The organism is Bradyrhizobium sp. WYCCWR 13022 (genome assembly GCF_030435535.1).
Classification (GTDB): Bacteria; Pseudomonadota; Alphaproteobacteria; order Rhizobiales; family Xanthobacteraceae; genus Bradyrhizobium.
The window spans coordinates 209110-234792 of sequence record NZ_JAUIZJ010000008.1; the positions used below are offsets into that span (position 1 = coordinate 209110).

The 25683-nt window shown below is 65.1% G+C and carries 16 protein-coding genes and 1 pseudogene; 2 read left to right on the top strand and 15 right to left on the bottom strand.

The genetic code is table 11. From position 1 onward, the window contains the following. Nucleotides 1-66: 66 nt before the first annotated feature. The 9 genes and pseudogenes from QY049_RS14145 to QY049_RS14185 form a co-directional block, all read right to left on the bottom strand. Nucleotides 67-1536: an AMP nucleosidase gene (locus QY049_RS14145; RefSeq protein ID WP_194478269.1), complete on the bottom strand. Its 1470-nt coding sequence runs from the start codon at nt 1534-1536 to the stop codon at nt 67-69. Between the two features lie 110 nt (nt 1537-1646). Next, entirely contained in the window at nt 1647-2981 is a 1335-nt protein-coding gene (locus tag QY049_RS14150) for an HlyD family type I secretion periplasmic adaptor subunit (protein ID WP_258764084.1), read from the bottom strand. After that, entirely contained in the window at nt 2978-4726 is a 1749-nt protein-coding gene (locus tag QY049_RS14155; RefSeq protein ID WP_258764086.1) for a type I secretion system permease/ATPase, read from the bottom strand. Before QY049_RS14155 ends, QY049_RS14150 begins: the two co-directional genes overlap by 4 nt. Nucleotides 4727-4978: 252 nt before the next feature. Beyond that, nucleotides 4979-5248 carry a GlsB/YeaQ/YmgE family stress response membrane protein gene (locus QY049_RS14160; RefSeq protein ID WP_194478272.1) on the bottom strand — a complete coding sequence of 90 codons (270 nt, stop codon included), beginning with the start codon at nt 5246-5248 and terminating at the stop codon, nt 4979-4981. A gap of 250 nt (nt 5249-5498) precedes the next feature. Then, nucleotides 5499-6914: an amidase gene (locus QY049_RS14165; protein ID WP_258764088.1), complete on the bottom strand. Its 1416-nt coding sequence runs from the start codon at nt 6912-6914 to the stop codon at nt 5499-5501. After that, entirely contained in the window at nt 6911-7108 is a 198-nt protein-coding gene (locus QY049_RS14170; protein ID WP_258764090.1) for a hypothetical protein, read from the bottom strand. Before QY049_RS14170 ends, QY049_RS14165 begins: the two co-directional genes overlap by 4 nt. Continuing rightward, nucleotides 7105-7242 (bottom strand): annotated as a pseudogene (locus QY049_RS14175) (dipeptide/oligopeptide/nickel ABC transporter ATP-binding protein); the annotation flags it as partial. The pseudogene QY049_RS14175 and the gene QY049_RS14170, both read right to left, overlap by 4 nt. Nucleotides 7243-7310: 68 nt before the next feature. Then, nucleotides 7311-9542: a CHASE2 domain-containing protein gene (locus QY049_RS14180; RefSeq protein ID WP_194478275.1), complete on the bottom strand. Its 2232-nt coding sequence runs from the start codon at nt 9540-9542 to the stop codon at nt 7311-7313. Between the two features lie 155 nt (nt 9543-9697). Continuing rightward, the gene (locus QY049_RS14185) at nt 9698-16165 is read right to left on the bottom strand and encodes a FecR domain-containing protein (RefSeq protein WP_258764091.1); all 6468 of its coding nucleotides are present in this window, start codon (nt 16163-16165) and stop codon (nt 9698-9700) included. A 617-nt stretch (nt 16166-16782) separates the two neighbouring features. Here QY049_RS14185 and QY049_RS14190 point away from each other — a divergent pair. After that, complete coding sequence (locus QY049_RS14190) at nt 16783-17514, top strand: transglutaminase-like cysteine peptidase (RefSeq protein ID WP_258764092.1); 732 nt, start codon at nt 16783-16785, stop codon at nt 17512-17514. An 81-nt stretch (nt 17515-17595) separates the two neighbouring features. Beyond that, nucleotides 17596-18720 carry a lysozyme inhibitor LprI family protein gene (locus QY049_RS14195; protein WP_258764093.1) on the top strand — a complete coding sequence of 375 codons (1125 nt, stop codon included), beginning with the start codon at nt 17596-17598 and terminating at the stop codon, nt 18718-18720. Nucleotides 18721-18807: 87 nt separating this feature from the next. On the opposite strand, the gene QY049_RS14200 is transcribed toward QY049_RS14195, so the two are convergent. From QY049_RS14200 to QY049_RS14225, 6 genes are all read right to left on the bottom strand, one after another. Beyond that, nucleotides 18808-20007, bottom strand: a complete 1200-nt coding sequence (locus QY049_RS14200; protein WP_258764095.1) for an ABC transporter substrate-binding protein — start codon at nt 20005-20007, stop codon at nt 18808-18810. A gap of 86 nt (nt 20008-20093) precedes the next feature. Then, a complete protein-coding gene (locus QY049_RS14205; protein ID WP_258764096.1) occupies nt 20094-21932 on the bottom strand; it encodes a long-chain fatty acid--CoA ligase in 1839 nt (612 codons plus the stop codon). Between the two features lie 70 nt (nt 21933-22002). Beyond that, nucleotides 22003-22791 (bottom strand): ABC transporter ATP-binding protein, encoded by a 789-nt coding sequence (locus tag QY049_RS14210; protein ID WP_194478281.1) that lies wholly within the window; start codon nt 22789-22791, stop codon nt 22003-22005. A gap of 4 nt (nt 22792-22795) precedes the next feature. Then, complete coding sequence (locus tag QY049_RS14215) at nt 22796-23554, bottom strand: ABC transporter ATP-binding protein (RefSeq protein WP_194478282.1); 759 nt, start codon at nt 23552-23554, stop codon at nt 22796-22798. Continuing rightward, nucleotides 23551-24702, bottom strand: coding sequence for a branched-chain amino acid ABC transporter permease (locus tag QY049_RS14220; protein ID WP_194478283.1), 1152 nt, complete (start codon nt 24700-24702; stop codon nt 23551-23553). Before QY049_RS14220 ends, QY049_RS14215 begins: the two co-directional genes overlap by 4 nt. 4 nt (nt 24703-24706) lie before the next feature. Then, nucleotides 24707-25582 carry a branched-chain amino acid ABC transporter permease gene (locus QY049_RS14225; RefSeq protein ID WP_194478284.1) on the bottom strand — a complete coding sequence of 292 codons (876 nt, stop codon included), beginning with the start codon at nt 25580-25582 and terminating at the stop codon, nt 24707-24709. Between the last annotated feature and the right edge of the window lie 101 nt (nt 25583-25683).

Genomic DNA, 25683 nt, shown 5'->3' on the forward strand with positions numbered 1-25683 from the left:
CGGCAGCAATATTCCGGGACGCCGTCCACGCGGAGACGTCGGCGTTCGTATGACAGCTCTGTTGCCTTACTGGAAGGCCACCTCGGCGAAGCTGCGGAGCTTGCGCGAATGCAGTCGTTCCGACTCCTGCTGCTTAAGCCGTTCCAGCGCCTTGAGGCCGATCTCGAGATGCTGGCCGACGCGGCGACGGTAGAATTCGCTGGCCATGCCGGCGAGCTTGATCTCACCATGCAGGGGCTTGTCAGAGACGCAGAGCAACGTGCCGTAGGGGACGCGGAAGCGATAGCCGTTGGCGGCGATCGCTGCCGATTCCATGTCGAGCGCGACCGCGCGTGATTGCGACATGCGGCGGATCACTTCTGGCCCGGATATCTCCCAGTTGCGGTTGTCGACGCTGGCAACGGTGCCCGTACGCATCAGGCGCTTGAGCTCGAAACCCTCCAGGCCCGTGACGTCCTCCACCGCCTGCTCCAGCGCGACCTGCATCTCGGCCAATGCCGGGATCGGCACCCACAGCGGCAACTCGCGGTCGAGCACGTGGTCCTCGCGCACATAGCCATGGGCGAGCACGTAGTCGCCGAGCCGTTGCGTGTTGCGGAGGCCCGCGCAATGCCCGAGCATCAGCCAGGCATGCGGCCGCAGCACCGCGACGTGGTCGGTGACATTGCGCGCGTTCGACGGACCGGTGCCGATGTTGATCAGGCTGATGCCACGATAGCCTGGCATGACCAGATGAAAGGCCGGCATCTGCGGCGAGCGCACGGGTGCATCGCCTGTGGTCGCACCGCCGCTGCGCGTAATCACGTTGCCCGGCGCGACGAAGGCGTCGAGGCCGGCTTCGCCGGACTGAAGACGCTGCTGACACGATTGCGCGAACGCATCGACGTAAAACTGGTAGTTGGTGAAAATGACAAAGTTCTGGAAGTGCTCGGGATCGGTGCCGGTGTAGTGATAGAGTCGGCGCAGCGAGTAATCGACGCGGGCGGCACGGAACAGTGACAGCGGCTCGGGCGTGCCCGGCCGAAGTTCGAAGGTGCCGTCGGCGATGGAATCGTCCATGGTGGCAAGATCAGGTACGTCGAACGCATCGCGCAGCGACCGCGTGACCGGCGAATTCTCGCTGGTGGTGATGGCCGCTTCGATGTTGATGTCGCGGCGATAGGCGAAATGGATCGGAATCGGCTCGGCGGATTCGCCGATCTCGACGGGCACGCCGTGGTTCTGGATCAACAGGCCGATTTGCTCGGTGAGATAGGCGCGAAACAGGTCGGGTCGAGTCACGCTAGTCTCGTGCACGCCGGGTCCGGCGACGAAGCCGTAGGAAAGACGCGAATCCAGCCGCGCATGCGTCGCGGTGGTGAGGCGGACGAAGGGATAATAGGCGCGCACCCGCGTCGTGATCGCTTCGCCCGAGACATAGGCCTCGAACCGGTCGCGCAGGAATTTGGTGTTGCGCTCGTAGATTTTCTCGAGACGGGCGACGGCGAGGCCCGCATCGGAGAAGGATTTCGTGGCGATGGAGGGGGGAGATTGCATGGTTCGACCGCCGGGCTGTTTGCGTGAGTCGAACTATAGCAAAGAAGAAGGTGCCGTAGGGTGGGTTAGCCTTGGCGTAACCCACCCTACGAGATCGAATTTGCCGCGCGTCACTTCTCGCGGAAGGCCCGCATGAATTGGTCGTGCAGCGGCTTCAACAGGTACGACAGCATGGTGCGGTCGCCGGTCTGCACAAACGCTTCCACCGGCATGCCGGGGATCAGCTTGGAGTCGCCGAGGCGGGCGACCTCCTCGGGGGACATCGAGACGCGGATGGTATAGTAGCTTTGGCCGGTGCGCTGGTCGGTGGTGACGTCCGGCGACACGCGGCTGACGACGCCGTTCAGTTCAGGCGTGGTGCGCTGGTTGAAGGCGGAGAGACGCAGCAACGTCTTCTGGCCGATCTGCAGCTTGTCGATATCGACAGGATTGACCTTGGCCTCGACCTGGAGGTCGTCGGTCTGCGGCACGATCAGCATCAGGGTGTCGCCGGCGGTAACGACGCCGCCGACGGTATGCACCGTCGATTGCAGCACCATGCCGTCCTGCGGCGCGCGGATGTCGACGCGACGGAGCTGGTCTTCGGCCGCGACCTTGCGCTCGATCAGCTCGCCGCTCTTGTCATTGGTTTCGCGCAGATCCTTGGAGACCTCGCTCACCATGTCCTTGTCGACCTGGATGATCTGAAGCTCGGTCTCGGTGATCTTGCCCTTGGCCTGCGCCCGCGAGGCGATGTACTGGGCGCGCTCGCCATTGAGGCGGGCGCTGTCGCGCTCCAGCGTGGTCAGGCGCGAGATCTGCACCAGATGCTTGTCATAGAGATCGCGCACGCCGGTGAGCTCCTGCTGCACCAGCGCGATCTCCTTGTCCTTGGCTTTCTCCTGCGCCTGGAGGCCCTCGATCTCCTCGTTGAGCTGCTGGATGCGCTCGCGAAGCTGCGCCTTCTGGCCGGCACGGCCGTTGACGCGGACGTCGAACAGCTTGCTTTCGCTGTCGAGCAGCGCCTTGACGTCGGGATCGCTGACGCGATCGAGCAGCGATGAAGGGAACACGATCTTGTCGAGACCGCGCTGCTCGGCCTGGAGCCGCGCCGCGCGCGCCAGTGCAGCGTCGAGATTCTTGGTGACGATGGCGAGATTGGCCTTGGTGACGGTGTCGTCGAGCCGGACCAGGATGTCTCCGGCCTTGACCACGTCGCCATCGCGCGCGCGCACCTCGCCGACCACGCCGCCGGTCGGGTGCTGCACCTTCTTGACGTTGGATTCGACCACGATCTGGCCCGGCGCGATCAGCGCGCCAGAGATCAGCACCGTCGAGGCCCAGCCGCCGAGACCGACGGCGAGGAACAGCACGATTCCGAGCCCGAGGATCAGGTGAAACCGGATCGATTCCCGCACGGTCCTGTTCGCGGCGGGCTTTGTCCCGTCAACCGTCACCGTGCTCATGGTTTGGCCACTCCGCCTTCGCTGACGATCTTGATCGGCGCCGGCGGCGCAACGCGGGGCTGGAGCACCTGGGCGAGCACCTGCTCCTTCGGACCGAAGGCCTGCATGCGGCCGTCACGCAGCACCAGGATCTGGTCGACCGCCTCGACGCCGATGGGCCGGTGCGCGACCACGATGACGATGGCCCCGCGTCCGCGCGCGCTGCGGATCGCACGGGTCAGGGCCTCGTCACCTTCGGTGTCGAGGTTGGAGTTGGGCTCGTCCAGCACGATCAGGAACGGATTGCCGTAGAGCGCGCGCGCCAGCGCCACGCGCTGGGCCTGGCCTGCGGAGAGCGATCCGCCCTGCTCGCCGACCTGCGTGTTGTAGCCCTCGCGCATCTTGATGATCATCTCGTGCACGCCGGCCTCCTTGGCCGCGGAGATGATGCCGTCGGAGGTGGCCTCGGGATCGAAGCGGCCGATGTTCTGCGCGATGGTGCCGGCGAACAGCTCGACGTCCTGCGGCAGGTAGCCGATGTGACGGCCGAGCACGTCCGACGACCACTGGTCGAGCGCCGCGCCGTCGAGCCGGACCTTGCCGCGGACCGGCTGCCAGACGCCGACCAGCGCGCGGATCAGGGAGGATTTGCCGGAGCCGCTGGGGCCGATCACGCCGAGGCCGTTGCCGGCTTCGAGCGCGAAGGTGACGTCCTGGACGATGAGCCGCTGGTCACCCGGCGCCACCATGGCGAGGGCCTCGACCGCGAGGCGGCTGGTCGGCGCCTGCAGCTGGGTCGGTATCGCCTGCGCCGGCATCTGTTCCAGCAGACGGCTGAGGCGATGCCAGCTCTGACGGGCCGCGACGAAGGATTTCCAATGCGCGATCGCGAGATCGACCGGCGCCAATGCACGGGCGGAGAGGATCGAGCCCGCGATGATGATGCCGGCAGTCGCCTCCTGGCGGATGACGAGCGTGGCGCCGACCGCGAGCACCGCCGATTGCAGCATCATGCGCAGCACCTTGGCGATCGCACCGAGGCCGCCGGCGACATCGCTCGCACGCTGATTGCCGGCGAGATATTTTTCGTTGGCCGCGCTCCAGCGCGCGTTCAGCCGGCCGGCCATCCCCATCGACACCAGAACTTCGGCGTTGCGGCGGCTGGACTGGGCGAGGTCGTTGCGCTGGGCGGCAAGGCCCATCGCCTCCCTCGCCGGCTGGCGGGACAGGAATTCGGTGACCAGCGTCAGGCCGACCAGGATGACGGCGCCGATCAGCGCGGTCACGCCGATCCAGACGTGGAAGGCGAAGCAGATGCCGAGATAGAGCGGCAGCCATGGCAGGTCGAAGAACGCACTCGGGCCCATGCTGCCCAGGAAGGAGCGGACATTGTCGAGGTCGCGCAGCGGCTGAAGTCCCTCGTTGCGGTTGCCGACCAGCAGCGGCAGCCGCACGATGGTGTCGAACACGCGCTTGTTCAGCGCTTCGTCGAGCGCGGTGCCGACCCGTCCCAGGATGCGGCTGCGGATCATGTCGAGCACGCCCTGCGCCATGTAGAGGCCGCCGGCGAGCACGATCAGGCCGACGAGGGTCGGAATGCTGCGGCTCGGCAGCACGCGGTCGTAAACCTCCAGCATGAAGAGCGACCCGGTCAGGTAGAGCAGGTTGATCATGCAGCTCATGAAGCCGACGCCGACGAACGCGGTGCGGCAGGCACGCAGCGCGTCACCGAGCTCTGAACGGCGGAGGCCGGGAACGGCTGCCATCAGTCTGATCTCTTTCGGGTAAGGGGGAGGCCCCCCGAATTCACAGGCAAATCGAGGCGTACCCGCCCCGGATTAATATCGGGTTCTTCCCGCGGGCAACGCAATCGAATTTATCCGGGCCCGCATCACATCTACCCCGGACGGCTCGATCCGCAAGTCCGGTATTTCACAGTCTTTGCGGCTTTTTCTAGCAAAGACAAGCGCCTCCCCCCAGGGCTGGGGAGAGGCGGAGGTTCCGGTCGATCGAGACGGCTAGAGCCGGCCGCCGCCGCGCACCAGTCGCACCACCAGCAGCAGGATGACGGCGCCGATGGCGGAAAAGATGATCTCCGAGACCAGCCCGACACCGATATGGATGCCGAGCTTCGGGAACAGGAAGCTCGCGACGAACGCGCCGGCGATGCCGATCACGATGTCGCCGATGATGCCGAACCCGCTCCCCCGCACCACCTTGCCGGCGAGCCAGCCGGCGACCAGGCCGACGAACAGGATGACGATGAGGCTTTGACCAGAAATGTACATAAGTTGAAGTCCCTCTCCGTGAACGCGGCCATGGAACCGGAACCGGGATGAATGGGGTCTGAATGGTGCCCAGGGCGGGACCGGTCAGACACGAATCGCGAAAACAGCCCATGCACAGTAGAACTGGCCCATCGGGATGCGCTCGGTGGGTTGTCATAGTCCGATGTTCGCGCAGGAGAATCCTGCGAGCATGACGAGAGAGGTGTAACCGCAGCTCGGTGCTCGCTTCGGTCGCCCCCTCGCCCGCCCCTCATGACGGCAGTTTCGGGACCCGGTCGTGATGGTCGGTGACGCGCTGGAAGGCGGCGCCGACGGTGAGCAGGGTCGCTTCATCGAAGGAGCGGCCGATCAGCTGCATGCCGACAGGCAGCCCGCTCCTGGTGAAGCCCGAGGGCACCGTGAGCGACGGCAGGCCGAGGAAGTTCACCGGGCGGGTGAACAGCGTCAGCCGCTGCAGCAGCGCCGGCGCGTTCGGCCCGCCGCCGACATCGCTCTCCTCGATGGTCGGCGCCGGGATCGGCGAGGCCGGTGCGATGATGGCGTCGACGCCTGCGACGGCCGCGTTGTGCGCAGCGAGGGCCGGGCCGCGCCAGCGCATCGCCTCGAGATAGGTGACGGCGGGAACGGAAAGGCCGTTCTGCAGCCGCATCAGCGTCTGCGCGCCGTAATCCTGCGGCCGCTCGATCATCCAGCGCTTGTGGAAGGCGGCGGCTTCGGCCGCGAGCACGAGCTGGCTTGCGGACGACAATTGCCGCTGGTCCGGCAGTTCGACCTTGACGATGTCGGCGCCTTCGCGCTTGAGCACCGCGATGGTCTCGTCCAGCACGCGCGCGACCTCGCTGTCGAGATCGTCGACATAGAAGGACGCGGGCACGCCGATCTTCAAGCCTTTCAGCGAGCCTTTGGTGGCGGCGACGTAATCCGACAGCGGTTCGCGGCTGGTCGTCGAGTCCTCCGGATCCGCACCAGCCATCAGCGCCAGCAGCAGCGCGCAGTCCTCCGCCGTGCGCGCGAGCGGGCCAACCGTGTCGAGCGATTGCGACAGCGGCATCGCCCCGGCGCGGCTGACGCGGCCGACGGTCGTCTTCAGCCCCGTGACGCCGCAGAAATGCGCGGGCATGCGGATCGAGCCGCCGGTGTCGGAGCCGAGCGCCGCATAGGTCAGCCGCGCGGCGACCGACGCGCCGGAGCCCGAGGAGGAGCCCCCGGTGATATGCGCGACGTTCCAGGGATTGCGCACCGGGCCGTAATGGGCGTTGTGCCCGGTCGGACCATAGGCGAATTCGGCCAGATGCAGCGTGCCAAGGCGGACCTGGCCGGCATCCTTCAGCCGCTGCAGCGCGGTGGACGTCACCGTCGGCACGAAGTCGCGGCGGATCAGCGAGCCGCAGGTCGCGACCTTGCCGGCGTCGTAATACATGTCCTTGTGCGCGAGCGGAACGCCGTGCAGCGGACCACGCACCTCGCCTTTGGCGAGGTCGGCGTCGGCGGCATCGGCTGCCCTCAGCGCCGCTTCCGACTCGATCGACATGAAGGCGTTGAGATGCGGCTGCCATTGCGCGATGCGGTGCAGCAGGGCGCGCGTCACCTCATGGGAGGAGACCTGCCTCATCGCGATCGCACGCGCGACCTCGGTGAGCGTCATCAAGGCGGGCTCAGCGCTCATTTCGACACCTTCGCGGCTTGCGCGAGCGGATAGAGCGCCGGCTCGAGGTCGAACGGCAGCGTGCCGGCGATGGCCGCGAAGCCTTCGAAGGCCGGCCCGATGGAGTTGGAAATGCGGGTCGCGATCTCGTCGTCCACGGGAATGCCGGCGATCCGTACCGTCGCCTGGATCTCTTTTGTCGTTGGTCTCGTCATGCGGTTTCCTCTTTGGCCGCTCGGCCATGGCCTGATCCCGAAGTGGCCATGGAGCAGGCGGCCTCGTGACCCATATTACCGAGCGCCGTGAGATTTGGTGCCGCATTTGCGCAGGGCGGCTCCGCAAATGGGCGGCGTCGCGATGTCCCCGCCTGCGCGGGGGCGACACTTTCGTCGTGGGACGAGCGTAAAGCCTCGCCCTCTATTTCGTCAGCAGCGCATACGCTCCGGTCCAGCCTTCCGGCGGCGGGTTGATCCTGAACTCCTTGATGCGCGCCTCGTACAGCTTGAACAGCTTTTCCAGCGTATCGGCATCCTCGCTGCGGCGGCCGCGCTCGATGGCGTCCAGCGCGCCCTGCCAATCGCAGCTGCGGTAGCAGCCGAGCATCTCGATGGTGATGTTGCGCAGGCGCTGGAACGCGGCCGAATGCATCACGTCCTCGCGGCCGGCGATCGCATAGATCACTTCCGGCTCGGTCTTGCCCTTGACCATGATGAAGTCGAGCTCGAGGATCGCGAACCTGTCCTTGGCGGCGAGCGCGGTGCGGGAGCCGACGATGATCGGGAAGCCGTATTCCTTGGTCTGGCCTTCGAGGCGTGACGCCAGGTTGACGCTGTCGCCGAGCACCGAATAGTTCTTCTTCAGATCGGAGCCCATGTTGCCGACCACGCCGATGCCGGTGTTGAGACCGATGCCGACATTGAGCGGGATGTAGATGCGGCCGCCGTCGGCGGCCTCCTGCTCGCGCTCCTTGTTGACCACGTCGATCTTCTCGAGCATCTGGACCGCGGCCTCGCAGGCGTTGACCTGGTGGTTGGCATCGTCGAGCGGTGCATTCCAGAACGCCATGATGGCGTCGCCCATGTATTTGTCGACGTAGCCCTTCTCTTCGATGATCACGTCGGTGAGCGGCGTCAGGAAGCGGTTCATCAGCACGATGAGCCCTTGCGGATCGTGCTTGTAGCTCTCCGAAATCGTGGTGAAGCCGCGCACGTCGGAGAACATGATCGTCATCTCGCGCTCCTCGCCGCCGAGCACGACCTTCTCCGGCGACTGCGCCATCTGCTCGACCAGGACGGGCGACATGTATTGCGCGAAGATGCCGCGGATCTCCTTCCGCTGCCGCTGCTCGCGCACGAAGCTCGCGAAGATGAAGGTCAGGTAGATCGCGGTCGTCGACAGCAGCGGATAGGTGAAGTCGATGATATAGCGGTACTGCGAGTAGAAGAACCAGGACGTGCCGATCAGGATGGCGGCGAACATCGCGCCCGCAACCACCAGCCTGACCGGGCCGAGATTCGGCGTGAAGATGATGACGAGAATGCCGATGATCATCGCTGCGAGCAATTCGATGCCGAGCGCGTAGTTCGGCCGGGAGATCGTTGCGCCCGTCAATATGCTTTCGAGCACCTGGGCGTGAATCTCGACACCCGGCATGGCGCGCGACACCGGCGTGGTCTTGATGTCGTTCAGGCCGACCGCGGAGGTACCGATCAGCACCAGCTTGCCGTTGATCTTGCTCGGCGGCACGGTGTTGTCGAGCACGTCGGCCGCCGAGACGTAGATCGAGGGATCGTGACGGGCATAGTGCACCCAGATTTGACCGTTCTCGTCGGTCGGGATCTCGACACCCTTGAGGCGGACGGCGCGGACGCCGGCCTTGTCGGTCCGCACCAGCAGCGTCGGAGTCCCCGTGACGACCCGCAGGATCTCGAGGCTGAGCGAGGGCATGATGTTGCCCTGCGCGAGCATGACCGTCGGCACGCGCCGGATCAGGCCGTCGCGCTCGGTCCTGATCGTGAACAGGCCGCGACCGGCGGCGACCTTCTCGATGACGGGCACGTTGCGCAGGAGGCCCGGGAATTCGAACAGAAAGCGCTCGGCCCCGGCTTCACCGACCGTCGCCACGCCGGTGAAGGGAAGCTCCTTGTCGATCTCCGACGTGATCGTCGACTGCCCGGTCTCGCCCAGCACCACGCGCGAGCGCCTGATCGCTTCGGAGAGGACCTGGTCGTTGCTCGGCAGTTCGCGCAGCCTGGTGCGGGTGGCGTCGTCCAGATAGCGCATCTGGCTCGCAACCAGATCCGGATTGAGCCGGTCGGGCTCGGAGAACACCACGTCGAAGCCGATCGCCACCGCGCCGTTGCTGGTGAGGTTGATGATCATGTCCGCGATGCGCGTGCGCGACCATGGCCACTGGCCGAACCTGGCAAGGCTCTTGTCGTCGATGTCGACGATGGTGACCGGCCGCACCGTCTTGTGCCGGGGATCGATCAGTTGGAACATGTCGAAGGTGCGCAGCCGCAGTTCCTGGACCGGCGGCGGATCCCAGAGCCGAAGGGCTGCAAACACGATCAGCAGCCCAAGGCACAGCAGCCGCGCGAAGCCGAATTTTTGCGCGAACCACCGGCGCCAGATTTTGAGACGTTTCATGTCAGTCGAGCTTCCTGCCGCGCGCCACGTCCTCGGAGGCCGATCATGGAACTTCAGTGCGCGGTTGGCTATTCCCTGGGGCGAAGGATTGTCGATTTTTTGCCGGGGTCAGGCTGGGCGTTCGCCGCGGGCCAGCCGGCCGGATCCGGCGCTCGTCAGGTCACGTGGAAGATGAAATCGCTGGCCTTGAGATTGGCGGCAATCACGTTCTTCAGCAGGAGCTGTTCGTTCTCCGTGACCGGCGGTCCGTCCGAATGACTGATCTGCTGACTCCATGTGACCAGCGTGTCGGCGGAGGTCTGCTGCTGGACGATGGTCAGATTGCCGATGGAGCTGACACCGGAGAACTGGCGCAGGTCGATCGTGTCGAGGCCTTCGATGAAATCGGTGACGGTATGCGTGGCGTCGCCCCCGCTCGAGCCCGGTGCGAACACGAACTGGTCCTTGCCGTCACCGCCCGTCAGCGTGTCGCCGGTCGTCGTCGCGAAGATGACGTCCTTGCCGCTGGTGCCGGTCAGCGTGACGCCGTTGCTGGCGTCGCCCTCGTTGAAGATGAAGTTGACAGTGTCGTAGAGACCGGTGGTCTTGTCCGTCACCGTCACCGCGATCTGGTCGGTATCAGGCGGCGTGACGCCGCCACTGTAGGTGACACCGTCCGTGAAGGCCGTGTTGATGTCGGCGAGCGACCCCGACGTCGGCGACAGATCGACGCTGCTGCCCGGCGCATGCGCGGTGGTTGCCGTGACCGTGAAGCCATCCGTCGAAGCGCCGGAATCGGTGTCAGTGACCAAGAGATTGAAGATGGTGTCGGTGCCGAGCTCGCCGTCATGCACGACGTAGAAATGAGTGGTGTCGATCACGGGCCCGCCGACGGGGGCGGTCACGCTCGTGCCGATCGTGGCGGCCTGGTGCGAGACCGAGGCCGTGCCGTCTGTATCCATCACCGTGATATCGGTCGTCACCGGCGAGGCGGAGCTCGTGATGCCGCCAGTATAGGTGTCGTCGAGGGCGTGGACACCGAGCGGATCCGGGGTGCCGGTGAAGCCGTTGGCCGGGACGAATCGCACCAGCGTGCCGGGGTCCAGCACCAGCGCATGGGTGTCGCTGACCGAGCCGATGTCGACCCACTGGCCGGTGTCCGCGAGCTCGTATTGCCAGACGCCCTGGCTCGATGACGCCGTGTCCGACGTCACCGCGATGGCCTTCAGGCTGCCGCCATCGTCGACGTCGGCGAACTTGCCCTGGAACAGATCGCTGAAGCTGTGCCCGGCCGGGTCGCCCTGGTTGCCGGCGACGGACGGCAGCGTCGTGTCGGCGAGCGTCGGCGCGTCGTTGGCGCCGGTGATCGTGACCGTCACCTGCGCCGTATCGCTCCCGCCGTGATGGTCGTCGAGCGTGATGGTCGAGACCACCGTCGCGGTCTGGCCCCGCGCGAGGAAATCCAGCGCGCTGTCGGCGATCGAATAGCTCCAGTCGGCGGTGCCGTTGTTCTTGCCCGACGTCAGGACCGAAAGCGCATTTTCCAGCGCACTTGCCTGTCCCGAGGTCAGCGTGAGCTGGGTATCTCCATCGGCAGCGAGCCAGGTGGCCGACCTGTCCGTGATCATCGCCGTCGGGCGGTCGGTCAGGTCGATGTCGGTGAAAGCGATCGAGCCCGTCGCGGCCGGCGACGGGTCGAGCGTCGGAGAATTGGTGGTATCGGCGAGCTCGGAGACGCTCGCCGTCAAGGTCGCACCATCCGTGCTCAACGCCGGTGCGTCGTCGTCGGCGTGGATGGTGATCAGCGTGTGGCCGCCCTCGTCGCTGCCGGCGAAATGTGCGTCGCGATAGTCGCCGACCAGGGTCAGGCTGATGGTCGCGCCATCGTCGCCGGTAACCGTCAGCACACCGCCGCTGGCGGGATCGTCGGCATTGGGGACATAGTCCGCGGTGGTGCCGAGCCCCCACTTGATCATCGTCAGGTCGATCTTGTCGTTCGCGGTCAGGTCCGCGATCGCGCCGCCAAAATGCTGCGTGTCGATCTCGAACTCGGCGCCGTCGCCGGCGAGCGTGACCGTTTGCGATACCGCGCCCTTGACCTCGAGCGTGGCACCGGCATCGACGACGACCGCGCTCGACGTCGAGCCCGTCAGCGAGCCGAACAGCGTCAGCGTCCCGGCGTGAACCTCGATCAGGCCGGTGTCGGTATTGGTGATATCGCCCGCGATCGACGCAGCGCCCCAGCTGTCGATGCCGCCGTCATTCTCGACGCTCAGCCCGGTGCCGGAGATCGAGGCGCCGTGCAGATCGATGTCGCCGTGATTGACGATCGACGACGCAGCGCCGAACACGCCGCTGCCGGCGACCGTCCAGGTGCCGCCCGCCTCGTTGTTGAACGTGGCGGAGGCGACAGAGATGTTGCCGTTGATGTGGCCGGTGTTGTTGATGGTGACGGCGCCGCCGGTCTCGACGATCGCATGGGTCGTCGAGGTCACCGTGTCCGCATCAGCGGGTCCGATGGTGCCGGAATTGTCGATCACGGCCGCGTTGGCGTCGTTTTCCCGGATGGAGATTGCCGCAACACCGTCGGCGCCGACCACGGTGCCGTGATTGACGACGTGCGTCGCGCCGGCCGCGCCCGAATCGTTCTGGTCGATATCGATGCCGAACGAGGCCGTGCCGGTGATGTCACCGTCGTTCGTGATGGTGACGTCGCCGTCGCCATGGGACACGACATCGAAGCCGACGGCGCCGGTGACGCCGCCGCCGATCGTCGCCGTGATGCCGCCGGCCCCGTTGACGCCGTCGTGCAGCACGATGCCGCTGCCGGTCTGGCCCGTGATGTCGCCGACCGTCGTGAGCGAGATATCGCCGATGCCGTCCTGGGTGACGACGATGCCGTTGTCGTGACCGGCCAGCGTGCCGGTCGGTGTCAGCACGATGTTGCCACCGCCGCCATCGCTCGTCCCGCCCGAGGCCGTGAAGTCGAGCGCGTCGCCCAGCGATGTCGAGATATCGGCCGTTCCGGTGATCGTGAAGGTGCCGTCCTGCGACGAGGTACCCGCGATCGTGCCGGTGAAGCTCTGGCCGGCCACCTTGTCGAGCTGAAGCGTGCTGGTGCCGCCGGCAAAGCTGATGGCCTGCGCGTCAGCGCCGGCCAGCTCGAGCGTCGCCTCGTCGTCGATGATGATCTGCTTGCCGGCGCCGGTGAGGCCGCCGGACAGGTTCAGCGTGCCGCCCTGGACCTCGATGACACCGGTGTTGGTGACGCCGCCTGTCACCGTGTCGAGACCGGCGCTGTAGAGATTGCCGGCGTTGGTGAGGCTGCCGCCGTTGATCGAGACGTCGGTCAGAAAGAGCTTCGACGTGCCGTCAACCGAGATCGTGCCGTCGGCATTGCCGATCGTGGCAGTCGTCAGATTCAGCGTGCCGCCGGTCACCGCTTCGATCAGGCCGTGATTGGTGATGGCGTGCAGCGTTCCAGGGTCGATCGTCAGCGTGCCGCTGGTGACGGAGATCGTTCCGGTCGTGGCTACGGTGGTGTCGGCGCTGTCGATGGCGCCGGTGCCGGTCGTTTCAAGCGTGCCCGTGATCGCCAGCGTGCCGCCGGTCAGGGTGGCGCCGGCAAACGTCAGCGTCTCGTCGGCTTCGACCTCGACGGTGCCGCCATTGTCGATGGCGCCTGTCGACACCGTCGCATCGCCGAATGTCAGCGTGGCGTCGCTTTCGACCGTCACGGCGCTCGCGCTCAGCGTCGCGCCGCTGTCGATCCGGCTGGCGCCGGTGACGTCGATGCTGCCGTCGCCCTCGACGGCGCCGCCGCTGATCGTGACGCCGTTCAGGGTCAGCGTGTCGTTCGCCCAGATCTCGATCGTGCCGCCGGCGTTGTCGACGAGTTCGTGGGCGAACTCCGCCGCACCCTTGACGTTGACCGCACCGGAATTGTTCAGCGTGCCGTTCTCGATCAGGCTGATGCCGTCGAGCTCCAGCGTGCCGAGAATGGTGAGGGTGCCGCCGTCGAGCGTCACGGTGTCCGCAACCAGCGTCGCAACGGAGTCGACCTGCACGCCACCGCCATCATTGGCGATGCTGGTGTTCAGCGCCAGCGTGCCGCCGGAAAGTTCGATCGTGCCGGAATTGGCGATGGTGGTCAGGGAGGCGATCTTGCCGCCTGCGGCCAGCGTGAGCGTGCCCGCATTGGCAATCGCGGCGGTGTTGACGACGACATCGCCGTTCTTCCGGGTGATCGTCTCGACATCGATCGCGCCGCCGACGAAGACGGTGTCGTGCGCAGCATTGGTCAACTTCGCGTCGGCATTGAGCGTGAGCGTGCCCGCGAGCGTGAGCGTGCTGTGGTTGATCACCTCTGGCGCGGTGTGGTCGGCCGTCGTGTCGTAATCATCCATCGTCAGCGACTTGCCGAACGCCGGGAGGTCGATCGTGACGGGATAGGAGGGCGTCAGCCCATGCAGCTGATCGGTGATGACGATGACGTCGTCATTGATCGTCGGAACGGTGCCGGTTTCCCAGTTGGCACCGTCCTTCCAGAAACCGCCCGAGGGCGCGTTCGTCGCGATCCACACCACGGCAGGAGCGTCGGTGCCGGTGATCGTGACCGTGATGGTCTGGTTCGAGGTCGCGCCCTGCGAATCCGTGACCGTCACCGTGTAGGTCAGCGTCAGCACTTCATCCTGCGGAATGAAGTCCGCGAGGTAGACCGGAATGTCCTTCAGCGACCAGGTGACCGTCCCCGTGCCGGTTCCGGTACTGTCATCGCCGGATCCGATCGAGACCAGCAAGGCACCCGCGAGGAAGTCGGAGATGGCCGTGGGAACAGTGCCACCGGGCAGGACCGCACTGAAATCCGACACCGACACCGTATGCGCGTCGGTGAGGTCGACATCGTTGAAAGTCAGCGTGCCCGACGTCGGCACGTCGCTGGTGAGCGGCCCGCCGGGGACGCTGGTGCCGCCCGCGAACGTGATGGTCGGGACGCTGGTGGCGATCACGGGCTTGTCGTTGGTGCCGGTGATCGTGATGGTGATCGGGATGGTCTTGGCTTCGGGCTGGACCGCGAAATTGTTGTTGACGCTGACATTGTAGGTCAGCGTCAACGTTTCGCCGGCCGCCAGAAAGTCGAAGACGTGGTCGGGGACCGTGTAGGTCAGGACCGCCGAACCGTTGTTGTTGTTGCCGCCGTCGGCGGCGACGGCGATCTGGACCTGCGTCGCCGCGATGTCCTGCTTCTGCAGAGCAGTGAGCGAGGCGGTGACGTCGTGATCACCGGCGTCCTTATAGGTGTAGCTTGATGCGTCGAGGCTCACCGACACCGTTGGCCGGTCGCCCAGGTTTTGGTCGACGAACGTGACCCGGATGGTGATCGTGTCGGAAGGCACGGGCGCGCCGGTCGCGTCTGCGCGGTCGCCGGTCGCCGCGGCGTGCTCGGTCGTGGCGAACGCCGTCGTGACATTACCGTTGGCATCGAGGGTGCGCGCGTCGGGCGGTCCAGGAAAACGATCGGCCCCCTTGTCCGTCCCGCCCTGCCCGGGGCCGGTGCCATTGTTGACGGTATTGGTGAAGGTCGCGGTCGCGGTCGCACCAGTGTCCGTCTTGATGATGACGATGTTGCCGTTCTGCGTGATGGTGTCGGTGAAGTTCGTGGTGAGCTTGGTGTTGGTGTTGTTGTCCGTGAACTTCAGCGTGAACACGTCCGTGATCAGCTTCTGCACGTCAGGCGACAGCAGCGCATTGGTGACCGAGACGTTGCCGCCGCTGATCTGGATCATCTGGCCGGCCTGATTGACCGTCGCGATCGGCAGCAGCGTCAGCTTGTCGAACAGGATGTAGGAGCCGGTGGTGCCGTTCGGCTCGACCAGCACCTGGAAATTCGCCTGCGGCTGCGGATCACCGCCGCCCGGGGGAACGACGAAGTTGATCTCCGTCAGCACCGCGGTGCCGCGGATGCCCATGGTGGCGACCGGCGTGTCGATCTTCATATCGCCGTGCTTGGCGGTGTCGCCGGCGACGAAGGTGATGGTGCCGGCGACCAGGCTGAGCAGCGAGGAATTGTTCGACCCGTTGGGGTCGTAGACCATCTCGTTCAGCACCATCCGCGCGTTGGAGGACAGGCCGAACACGGTGCCGTCGATGAAGGTGATGCCGAGCGTCGAGTCCGAACCGGTCGAAACCACGTCGCCCTTCTCGACATTGTCGCCGTTGTTCAGGATGACCGAGACGCCGTTGCGGATCGCGGTCGCGCTGCCGGTGAGCTTGGTGACGTGGCCGATCACCTGCGCCGTGGCGGCGCCGGGCGCGGCCTGCGCGACCTGAACGTAGCCCGTGAGCGCGCTGACGATGTCACCGGTGAGATGGGCGCCGTCGGGCGAGGCGATCGCCGCGCGCTTGTCGCCCCTGAAATAATCGTGAACGACGAAGTCATGGCCGTCACGGGACAGCACGAGATCGACACCGGTGCGCTTGAACTCGCCGTGGAAGATCAGATTCGGATCGGCAATGACGATCGCGCCGTCAGGCACGTGGCCATGCGCCTTGGCGGTAAAGGAATCGACATGGTCGGAGGCGGGCGCGCGAAAACCCTGGCCATCCAAAGAGAGCGCGGCGTCAAATTTGCCAGCGTAGTTCAACCGGGCACCGAAAAAGGGTTAATATTTAAGAAAGTATCCACCGCCTAAGCTTGCATATCATTACCAAGTCATTAGCGAAACCATCTATTGCTTGTGTGATTCAGCGTGACTCGGCGCGCAACGACTATGCTCAGGGCGACATCGATGGAGAAGCTGAAGTCATCCCCGCGATCTTGATAAGTATAGCTTCGTCTATTTGCGCATGTTCTTCTGGTCCCCATGTATTCAGAAGTAATCATCCAGCAGCAGATACTCGTGTCATCTATTCTTCGTGGTGCCCCGCAACATCCTGCGGCAAATACGGAGCCAAATCTGTGATCCAACTAACAAAACCCGTAAAATAGCGGGTCGTTAGCCATAGGCGCATAATCGCCCGGCCTGCAACCTCTGCATGCAATCGATTCGATTTCGCGGCAGCCGGGCCTCTCCCCCGCCCCCGATTCGTAAAACTTTACGCAATTTGGGCAGGCCCGGTTGAGCCTGCCCCGCGGTTTCGGCACCCTGCCTCGGCGCGTTAAGCAGAACAAAACGGCCCGTCTCGCACTATCTCCGCGAAAGCAACAAGCCCGGCACGTGCAGGTCGAAGGGGACCCGGCGAAGCTGGAAGGGGATGTCAGATGGAGACCGCTGCTCGCTCGCGCGCCTGGCGCGCTATCCTTGTCCTGTGCGGATTGTTCCTGCTCGGATCCGCCGCTGATCTTCGTGCCGGCACCTTGCTGTCGCCGGGTGCGGGTGTGCTCGTGCGCAGATCGGCCGAGCCGTTCGGCGTGTTCGCCTTCGCCATTTCCACCGGCGGCCTGCGTCAGAAATGGCTCGCATTGAAGGACCAGTTCGACGACGACATGGTGCAGCTCGCGCTGTGCGACGGCGACCGCGACCATTGCGCCTCGCCCGCGGCGCTGAAGCTGCTCGCCATCGTCGACCAGGCCCGCACGCGCGACGGCCGCGCGCGGCTCGGCGAGACCAACCGGGCCATCAACCTCGGCATCCGCGCCGCCGATGACGGCGCCGACGACGTCTGGAGCTCGCCGCTCGCGACCTTCGCGCGCGGCGCCGGCGACTGCGAAGACTATGCCATCGCCAAGCTCGCCGCGCTGCGGCTTGCCGGCGTCGCCGCGGAAGACCTCCGCCTCGTCGTGGTGCGCGACGTCAGGGTCGGCGAAGACCATGCGGTCGTCGCGGCAAAGCTCGACGGTCACTGGCTGATGCTGGACAACCGCCGCATGGCGATGGTCGAGGACGACGACGCACGCACCTACCAGCCGCTGTTCGTGCTCTACCAGTCGGCCGTGCTGAAATATGCCGTCGAGCCCGTGCGGTTCTCGATGATCGCCCCCGCGGCGCATTGATCTCGCCGTAACCCTACAAACCCATTTCGCCGCGCGATCCGAGACGCTAGCATGGCCACGGCAATGCTGGGGACATCCGGAATGCGGTCGATCGTGGTGACTGTGCTTGCGCTGCTGGCCTGGCCTGCGGCGCCAGGCTTCGCTCAGTCCGGCACGTCCGCTCCCGCCATCGCCGACAGGCTGCCGCTGTTCGCCAGGAACGACTGCCAGCAGATTCGCGATCCCGGCAACCAATTGTTCTGCGGTGACGCCGAGCTGTCCGCGGCCGCCGAGAAGCTGTCTGCGGCCGTCGAGGCGCGGCTCGCCCGCCTGCCCGATCGCCTGCCCGCGATCGAGGAGAACGCGATCTGGAATCGCCAGCGCAATCTCGGCTGCGGCATCGTCGGCCAGGCCGCGATCCGCGATGACGATTTCGACCGGGTGAAGGCCTGCCTGCTCAAGGTGACGGAGGACCGCGCCGCGATCGTGCGCGATCCCGATTTCGACTGTCTCGCGGCCAACACGGCGGCCGGCGCGCTGATCTGCGCGGACCCGTCCCTGGCGCTGACCGAGACCGAGCTCAACAGCCAGGTGCTCGGCCTGATCGGCAAGCTCGACCCCACCGCCGCACGCTTTGCCTTCGCCGAATACGGCCGCTGGACGCGCGAGCGCGATCGCAAGTGCAATCTGGTCGGCAAAGAGAACGTGCCGCTCGAGGAGCTCGGCTCCGCGGAAAACTGCCTCGCCGAATATCTGAAGCAAAAGACCGACGAGATCACGGCCGCCAAGGGCGATCCGAAGCAGGTGTTCGGCCGCCAGGTCGCAGCCCGGGAGCCCGACACCGACGCCGTCGACTTCTGCGCGGCGCGCATTCACGCGGCCAATTCGTGCGGCAATTTCCTGCGCATCAACCGCGTCTACGCGCTCGACAGCAAGGTGACCGATCAGGAGGCGCAGGTCACCGGCGAGATCGAGATGGTGGTGCTGGCACCGTTCACCACGTGCAGCAAGGTCGCCTCGACCTGTACCGGCACCTGCTGGGACGCCGGCACCGGCCGGCCGCAGCCGGCCGCGACCGGCAAGGAGCGCTCCGCGGCAGCCTTCAACGTCACGCGCCGGCTGAGGATCCAGCGCACCTTTGCCTTCGTCAAAGCCGCCGACGGCTGGCGCTGCCGCGAGGACGAGCTGGCGCCGGTGAATTCGGGGACGGCGGGCGGGGGATCGTAGACGACCTTGTCTCCCTCTCCCCGTTCTTGCGGGGAGAGAGTTGTGGCGAGGCTGCTTCCTCCCCCCGCAAGCGAGGAGAGGCGCACATCAAAACATCAGATTGTCCTTCACCAGCACCCAGCGGCCGCCCTTGACCTGCTGCACCTGGGTGATGGTGTTGGCAAGGTGGTCGGTCTTGGAGAACTTGGTCGGCGGCGAGTTGAAGATGTCGAGGAACTTGTCGCCCGACTCCAGCGAATCGAGCATCTTCTGACCCGTGAGATCCTTGCCGGCCTTGTCCGCGTAGAACGCAAACGTCATCACCGCGTTGTAGCCGATGATCGCCTGCGTGTTCGCATCGGTGTTGAACATCTTCTTGTAGTTGATCAGCCAGTCGTGGACCTTGCCCTTGGCGGTGTCTTCGTAGGGGATCTCGAAGCCCGAGGCCGCATAGAGCCCTTCGACCGCCTCCTTGCCGAGCATCGGCACCTCCAGCACGTTGGTGGGCGTGGCACCGAGGAAGGTCACGTCCCAGCCGAGCTTCCTGGCCTCAGTCATCGCGCCGATGGTCTCGCGGATGATGGTGCCGAGCACGACGAGATCACAGCCGTCGGACTTCATCTTGGCGATCTGCGCACTGAAGTCGGAGGCGCCGCGCTTGAAGCTCGTGATCGCGGCCGGTTGCACCTTCATCGCGGCGAGCTGCTGGTTGAAGCCGTCGAGCACGTTCTTCCCGTACTCGTCGTCCTGGTGCATGATGCAGGGCTTCTTGAAGTTCTTCCATTCCATCATGTATTTCAGCGCGGCGCGCGTGCTCTCGACGTAAGGCAGCAGATTGTTGAACTTCAGCCGCTCCTGCGGCTTGGCGGGATCGAACTTGAAGGTGAACTCGGCCGCGGTCAGCGGGAAGAGCTGGAGCACGCCGGCGTCGAACAGGATGTCCTGCGCGGCGAGCACGGTCGGCGAGCCCATCGGGCCGATCATGGCGAAGATCTTGTCGCGCTCGACCATCTTCTGCGAGGCCAGCACCGCCTTCTTCGGATCGTAGCCGTTGTCCTCGAGGATCATCCTGATCTTGCGGCCGTGGATGCCGCCAGCCGCGTTGATCTCCTCGACCGCCATCTTCATGCCGTTGGACACGGGCACGCCCCAGACCTTGATCGGACCCGACAGATCCTGATGGGTGCCGATGACGATCTCGCTAGCCGAGATGCCTTCATTGGTGACCTTGGTTTGCGCTGCGGCCGGCAGACAAGTGAGCGCCACCGCGCCCACAGCAAGGCCGAACGCTTTCAACGATTTCGACATTGACGTCTCCTCTCCTTAGGGCCCGTATGACGCGAAGGGCGGGGCCATCACCGCTTCGCCTTCTTGTCTGCACGCGCATGCGCGCGCTAAGCCACCGCGCGCTCGCGATACATCGCGTCGATCTCGGCGGCATAGCGCTTGTTCACGAAGCCGCGCCTCAGCTTCATGGTCGGCGTCAGCTCCTCGTCCTCAGGGGTGAGCTGGCGTTCGATCAGGTAGAATTTCTTGACGGTCTCGACGCGGGCGAAATTCGCGTTGACGCCCTCGATCTCGCGCCAGATCAGGTCCTGGATTTCGCTGGCCCGGCACAGGCTGGCGTAGTTGGTGAAGGGGATGTCGTGGTCTTGGGCGAATTTCTCGACGTTCTCCTGGTCGATCATCACGAGGCAGGTGAGATACGGCCGCTTGTCGCCGATCACGACGGCGTCCGAAATGTAGGGCGAGAATTTCAGCTGGTTCTCGATCTCCGACGGCGTGATGTTCTTGCCGCCCGAGGTGATGATGATGTCCTTCATCCGGTCGGTGATGCGGACGAAGCCTTCGTTGTCGATGGTGCCGACGTCACCGGTGTGCAGCCAGCCTCTGGTATCGATGGTCTCCGCCGTTTTCTCCGGCTGGTTCAGATAGCCCATGAACAGGAAGTCGCCCTTGATCAGGATCTCGCCGTCGGGCGACAGCGCGACCTCTCCCCAGGGCACCGCCGTACCGACCGAGCCGAGCTTGACGCGCTCTCCCGGCATCATGGTCGCGACCCCGCAATTCTCGGTCTGGCCGTAGACTTCGTGCATGTCGATGCCGAGCGCGAGGTACCAGCGGATCAGGTCCGGCGCGATCGGTGCCGCGCCGGTGAAGGCGATGCGGCAGCGATCGAGCCCGATCATGCGGCGGATGTTGCGGAAGGCCAGCCGGTACGCGACGCCGTTGGCGATGCGCAGGCCCAGTGGCGGCGCCTTGCCTTCGCTCCGGCAGTCGACCATGCGATAACCGATCGCGATGGCGCGGCGATAGACCCATTGCTGGAGTGGCGTCGCGTCCTTCAGCGCGATCGTGATGGCCGAATAGAATTTCTCCCAGATCCGCGGCACCGCGAGGAACACGGTCGGCTGTACCTCGCGCAGATTGTCCGGCACGGTCTCGGGGCTCTCGGCAAAGTTCATGACCGAGCCGAGCGCGACCGAGATGTAGTAGCCGCCGACGCGCTCGGCGACGTGGCAGAGCGGCAGGAAGATCAACCGGTCTTCGTCCTCGCGCGCAGGGATGAAGTCGTTGGCATGCCGCATCTGGTGCGTGACGCTGCGGTTGGCGTGCATCGCGCCCTTGGGCGGACCTGTCGTGCCCGAGGTGTAGACGAGCACGGCGAGATCGCTCGCGCTGCGGCTGTCGACCATCTCCTGCCAGAGCGCTTCGCGGCCGACCATGTGGTTGCGGCCGAGCGCGCGAAACTCCTCGAACGACATCACCATGTCGTCCGAGAAGCCGCTGAGGCCCTCCATGTCGAACACGACGATCCGCTGCAGGCTGGGACAGCGGGCGCGGCAGGCGAGGATCTTGTCGAGCTGCTCTTCGTCCTCGGCGAAGATCACCCGCGTCGTGGAATCGTTGATCAGGTATTCGACCTGGGCCGATGCGTCGGTCGGGTAGATGCCGGAGGAGACGCCGCCGGCGCAGAGAATACCCATGTCGGCGTAGATCCATTCCGGGACCGCATTGGCGATGATGGAAGCGACGTCGCCCGTCATGAAGTTGATGGCGCGAAGGCCGTATGCAATTTCCCTGGAGATCTGCAGCCATTCGCGCCAGCTCGTCGGCTGCCAGATGCCGAATTTCTTCTCGCGGATCGCAGGCCTGTCGCCGCGCACTTCTGCCGCGCGCAAGAAGCTCTTTGCGATCGTATCAGCGACCGTCAGCACCGCCGGTCGGGCCATGCGTCTCTCCTCGTTGCCGCTTCAGCGCTTCATCGACGTCTTTCACCGCCAACATTCACCGCCAGGTCTTTCATCGCCAGGTCTTTTTCTTCTTCCAGCGCCGTTCGCCTCGCGCGCCGGCTTCCTTGGCGCCAAGGTAGAATTCCTGGATGTCCTGGGAATGCATCAAGCGGTCGCAGCTGTCGTTCATCACGACGCGCCCGATCTCCAGCACATAGCCATAATGCGCGGTCTCCAGCGCCACGCGGGCATTCTGCTCGACCAGCAGGATCGACATGCCCTGCTCCTCGTTGACGCGGCGGATGATGGTGAAGATCTCCTTCACCAGGATCGGCGACAGGCCGAGCGAGGGCTCGTCGAGCAGCAGCAGCGTCGGACGGTTCATCAGCGCGCGCCCGATCGCGAGCATCTGCTGCTCGCCGCCGGAGAGCTGGCCGGCCGGCTGGTTGATGCGCTCCTTCAGCCGCGGGAAATAGCCATAGACCCGCTCCAGATCGTCCGCCACGCCGTCGCGGTCGCTGCGCGGATAGGCGCCCATCATCAGGTTCTCGCGCACCGAGAGGAACGGGAACACCTCGCGTCCTTCGGGGACATGGCTGAGGCCGAGCCGCACGATGCGATCGGCTTCCATCCGCTGGATCGGCTTGCCCATGAACTCGATCGAGCCCTTCTGCGGGTCGAGAATGCCGGAGATGGTCTTGAGCACCGTGGTCTTGCCGGCGCCGTTGGCGCCCAGCAGCGTGACGATACGGCCGCGCGGCACCTCCAGCGAGATGCCGCGGATCGCCATGATCGGCCCGTAATAGCTCTCGATGTTGGAGAGCTTCAGGATGATGTCGGGCGCAACGGTCGCATCCATCGCATCAGGCTCCCAGATACGCAGCGACGACGTCGGGATGCTGCTGGACTTCGGTGGGCGAGCCCATCGCCAGCACGCGGCCGTAGTTCAGCGCGATCACCCGATCGGAGACGCGGTTGACCAACGACATGTCGTGCTCGACCATCAGCACGGTGACGCCGAGCTCGCTCTTCATGTCGCGGATCCAGAACGACATGTCGTCGGTCTCCTCGACATTGAGGCCGGAGGACGGCTCGTCGAGCAGAATCAGCTTCGGCTCCGTGCACAACGCGCGCGCAAGCTCGATCACCTTGCGGACACCGTAAGGCAGGCCCGAGATCAGCTTGTCGCGATAGGCCTCGAGGTCGAGGAACTCGATCACCTGCTCGACCCGGCGGCGGTGCACCTTCTCATTGGCGCGCACGCTCGGCAGGAACAGCAATTCCTGCCAGAGCTGCGTGGAGGAATGGCGGTGGCGTCCGACCAGGAGGTTCGACAGCACGGTCGCATTCTCGAACAGCTCGATGTTCTGGAAGGTGCGGGCGATGCCGAGCTTGGCGATGTCGTAGGGCGGCTGTTCGGTGATGTCCTGGTCCTCGAAGAAGATGCGGCCCGAGGTCGGCCGGTAGATGCGCGAGATCAGGTTGAAGATAGAGCTCTTGCCGGCGCCGTTGGGCCCGATGATCGAGAGGATCTCGCCCCTCTCGACCGCGAAGGACACTGCGTCGACGGCCTTCAGCCCCCCGAAATGCAGCGACAGGTTTTCGGCGCGGAAATAGCTCATCGGTTCCGCTCCGACTTCACGTAGATCTTCTGCCGCTTGAAGGTCGAGCGCTTGTAGAGCGGGAACAGCTGGAAGAAGAGTTTGATCTTGAGCCAGCGGCCGTAGAGCCCGAGCGGCTCGAACAGCACGAACAGCACGATGATGATGCCGTAGATCGCACCCTTCAGCCCGTTGAGCGAGGCGAAGGCCGCGGCCTTCGACTGGATATTCTCCGCCGCGGCCGTGCCCGCTCCAAAGGTCGCGGCGATGCCGGCGATGATTCCCGGCATGTCGTCCTTGAGGTATGTCAGGAACGGATCGATCATCACGATGAAGATCGCGCCCAGCACCGCGCCGTGCAGGCTGAATGTGCCGCCGATCAGGATCACGATGATGAACTCGATCGAGAGCTGGAGCGTGAACATCTCCGGCGAGATGAAGGAGAGCTTGTGCGCGAACAGCACGCCGGCAAAGCCGGTGATCGCCGCCGAGATCGCGAAGGATTTCACCTTGTAGAGCGCGACGTTGACGCCCATGCTGCGTGCAGCGGTCTCGGAGTCCCGGATGGCGACGAAGGCCCGCCCCGTCGGCGAACGCAACAGGTTGAGCGTGCCGACGATGGTGAGCACCAGCACCGCCAGGCAGACGAAATAGAAGGTGGGGCTGTCGCGCGAGACCGTCACGCCGAGCAGCGTCAGCGCCTTGACCCGCATGCCCTCGTTGCCGTTGGTGACGCTCTCCCAGCGCGCCAGGATCTCCTCGACGATGAAAGCGAAGGAGATGGTGGCGATGACGAGATAGATGCCCTGGAGCCGCAGCGCGGGAAAGCCGACCAGCGCGCCGATGCAGCCGGTCAAGACGCCTGCGGCGAGGAAGTAGACCGGAAACGGTACGTTGTACTTCTGCAGGTAGGCCGCCGTGTAGGCACCGATCGCGAGGAACGCGGCGTGCCCGAGCGAAGCCTGTCCGGTAAAGCCCGTCAAAATCAACAGCGCCACGCCCACGGTCGCGTAGATGCAGACGAAGACGAGCTGGCTCATCAGATAGCTGGAAAGCACGTAGGGCGCGATCAGCAGCACCGCGAGCAGCAGGCCGTAGGAGACGACATAGCCCGAATGCGGAAACAGCCTGATGTCGTCCTCATAGTCGGTCTTGAACAGGAAGCGCATGCGTTCAGACCTTCTTGCGGGCATGAAGGCCGAACAGGCCTTCGGGCTTGAGCAACAGCACGGCCAGCAGCACGACGTAGGGCGCGACGTCCTTCCATCCCTCCGGCAGATAGAACCCGGCCATGCTCTCGATCACGCCGATCAGGACGCCACCGACGACCGCGCCGGGGATCGAGCCGAAGCCGCCGAGCACTGCGGCCGGAAATGCCTTGAGCCCGAGCACGAGCCCGACGTTGGAATGGATGAAGGTGATCGGCGCCAGCAGCACGCCGGCGCAGGTCGCAACCGCCGCGCTGATCGCCCAGACGATCGACACCACGCGCTTGACCGGGATGCCCATGTAGTAGGCTGCCAGCATGTTCTCGGAGCTGGCGCGCATCGCGGTGCCGAGCGTGGTCTTGTTGAAGAACAGCCAGAGCAGCGTGCAGAGGATGATCGTTGCCGCGATCACCGACAGCTTGTCATGCGCGAGCACCAGCGAGCCGATGCGCAGCACGCCCTGGCTGAACGGCGTCTCGATCTTGAAATCGTCGGTGCCCCAGATCATGCCGGCGACCGAGCGCAGGAAATAGCCGAGGCCGATGGTGGCCATGATGATGGAGAATTGCGGATAGCCGAGGATCGGCCGCACCACGATCCGCTCCGCGAGCATGCCGAACAGCGCCATCGCCGCCACGGCGCCGGCGAAGCCGACCCAGTAGTTCAGGCCCATCATGCCGATGAAGGTGAAGGCGAAGAAGCCGCCCAGCATCATCAGATCGCCCTGGGCGAAGTTGACGACCTCGGTGGCCTTGTAGACGAGCACGAAGCCGAGCGCGATCAGGCCGTAGACGCAGCCGAGCGCAATGCCGCTGACCAGCTGCTGAACGAAATCCAGCATCGCCGCGCATCCTCCCGACGCGACCGGCGGTTCTTTGACCGCCTTGTCGCATCTTGTGTCCAGTCGCTACGCAGTCGTTCTGCCGCGTTAGCGCATTTGCC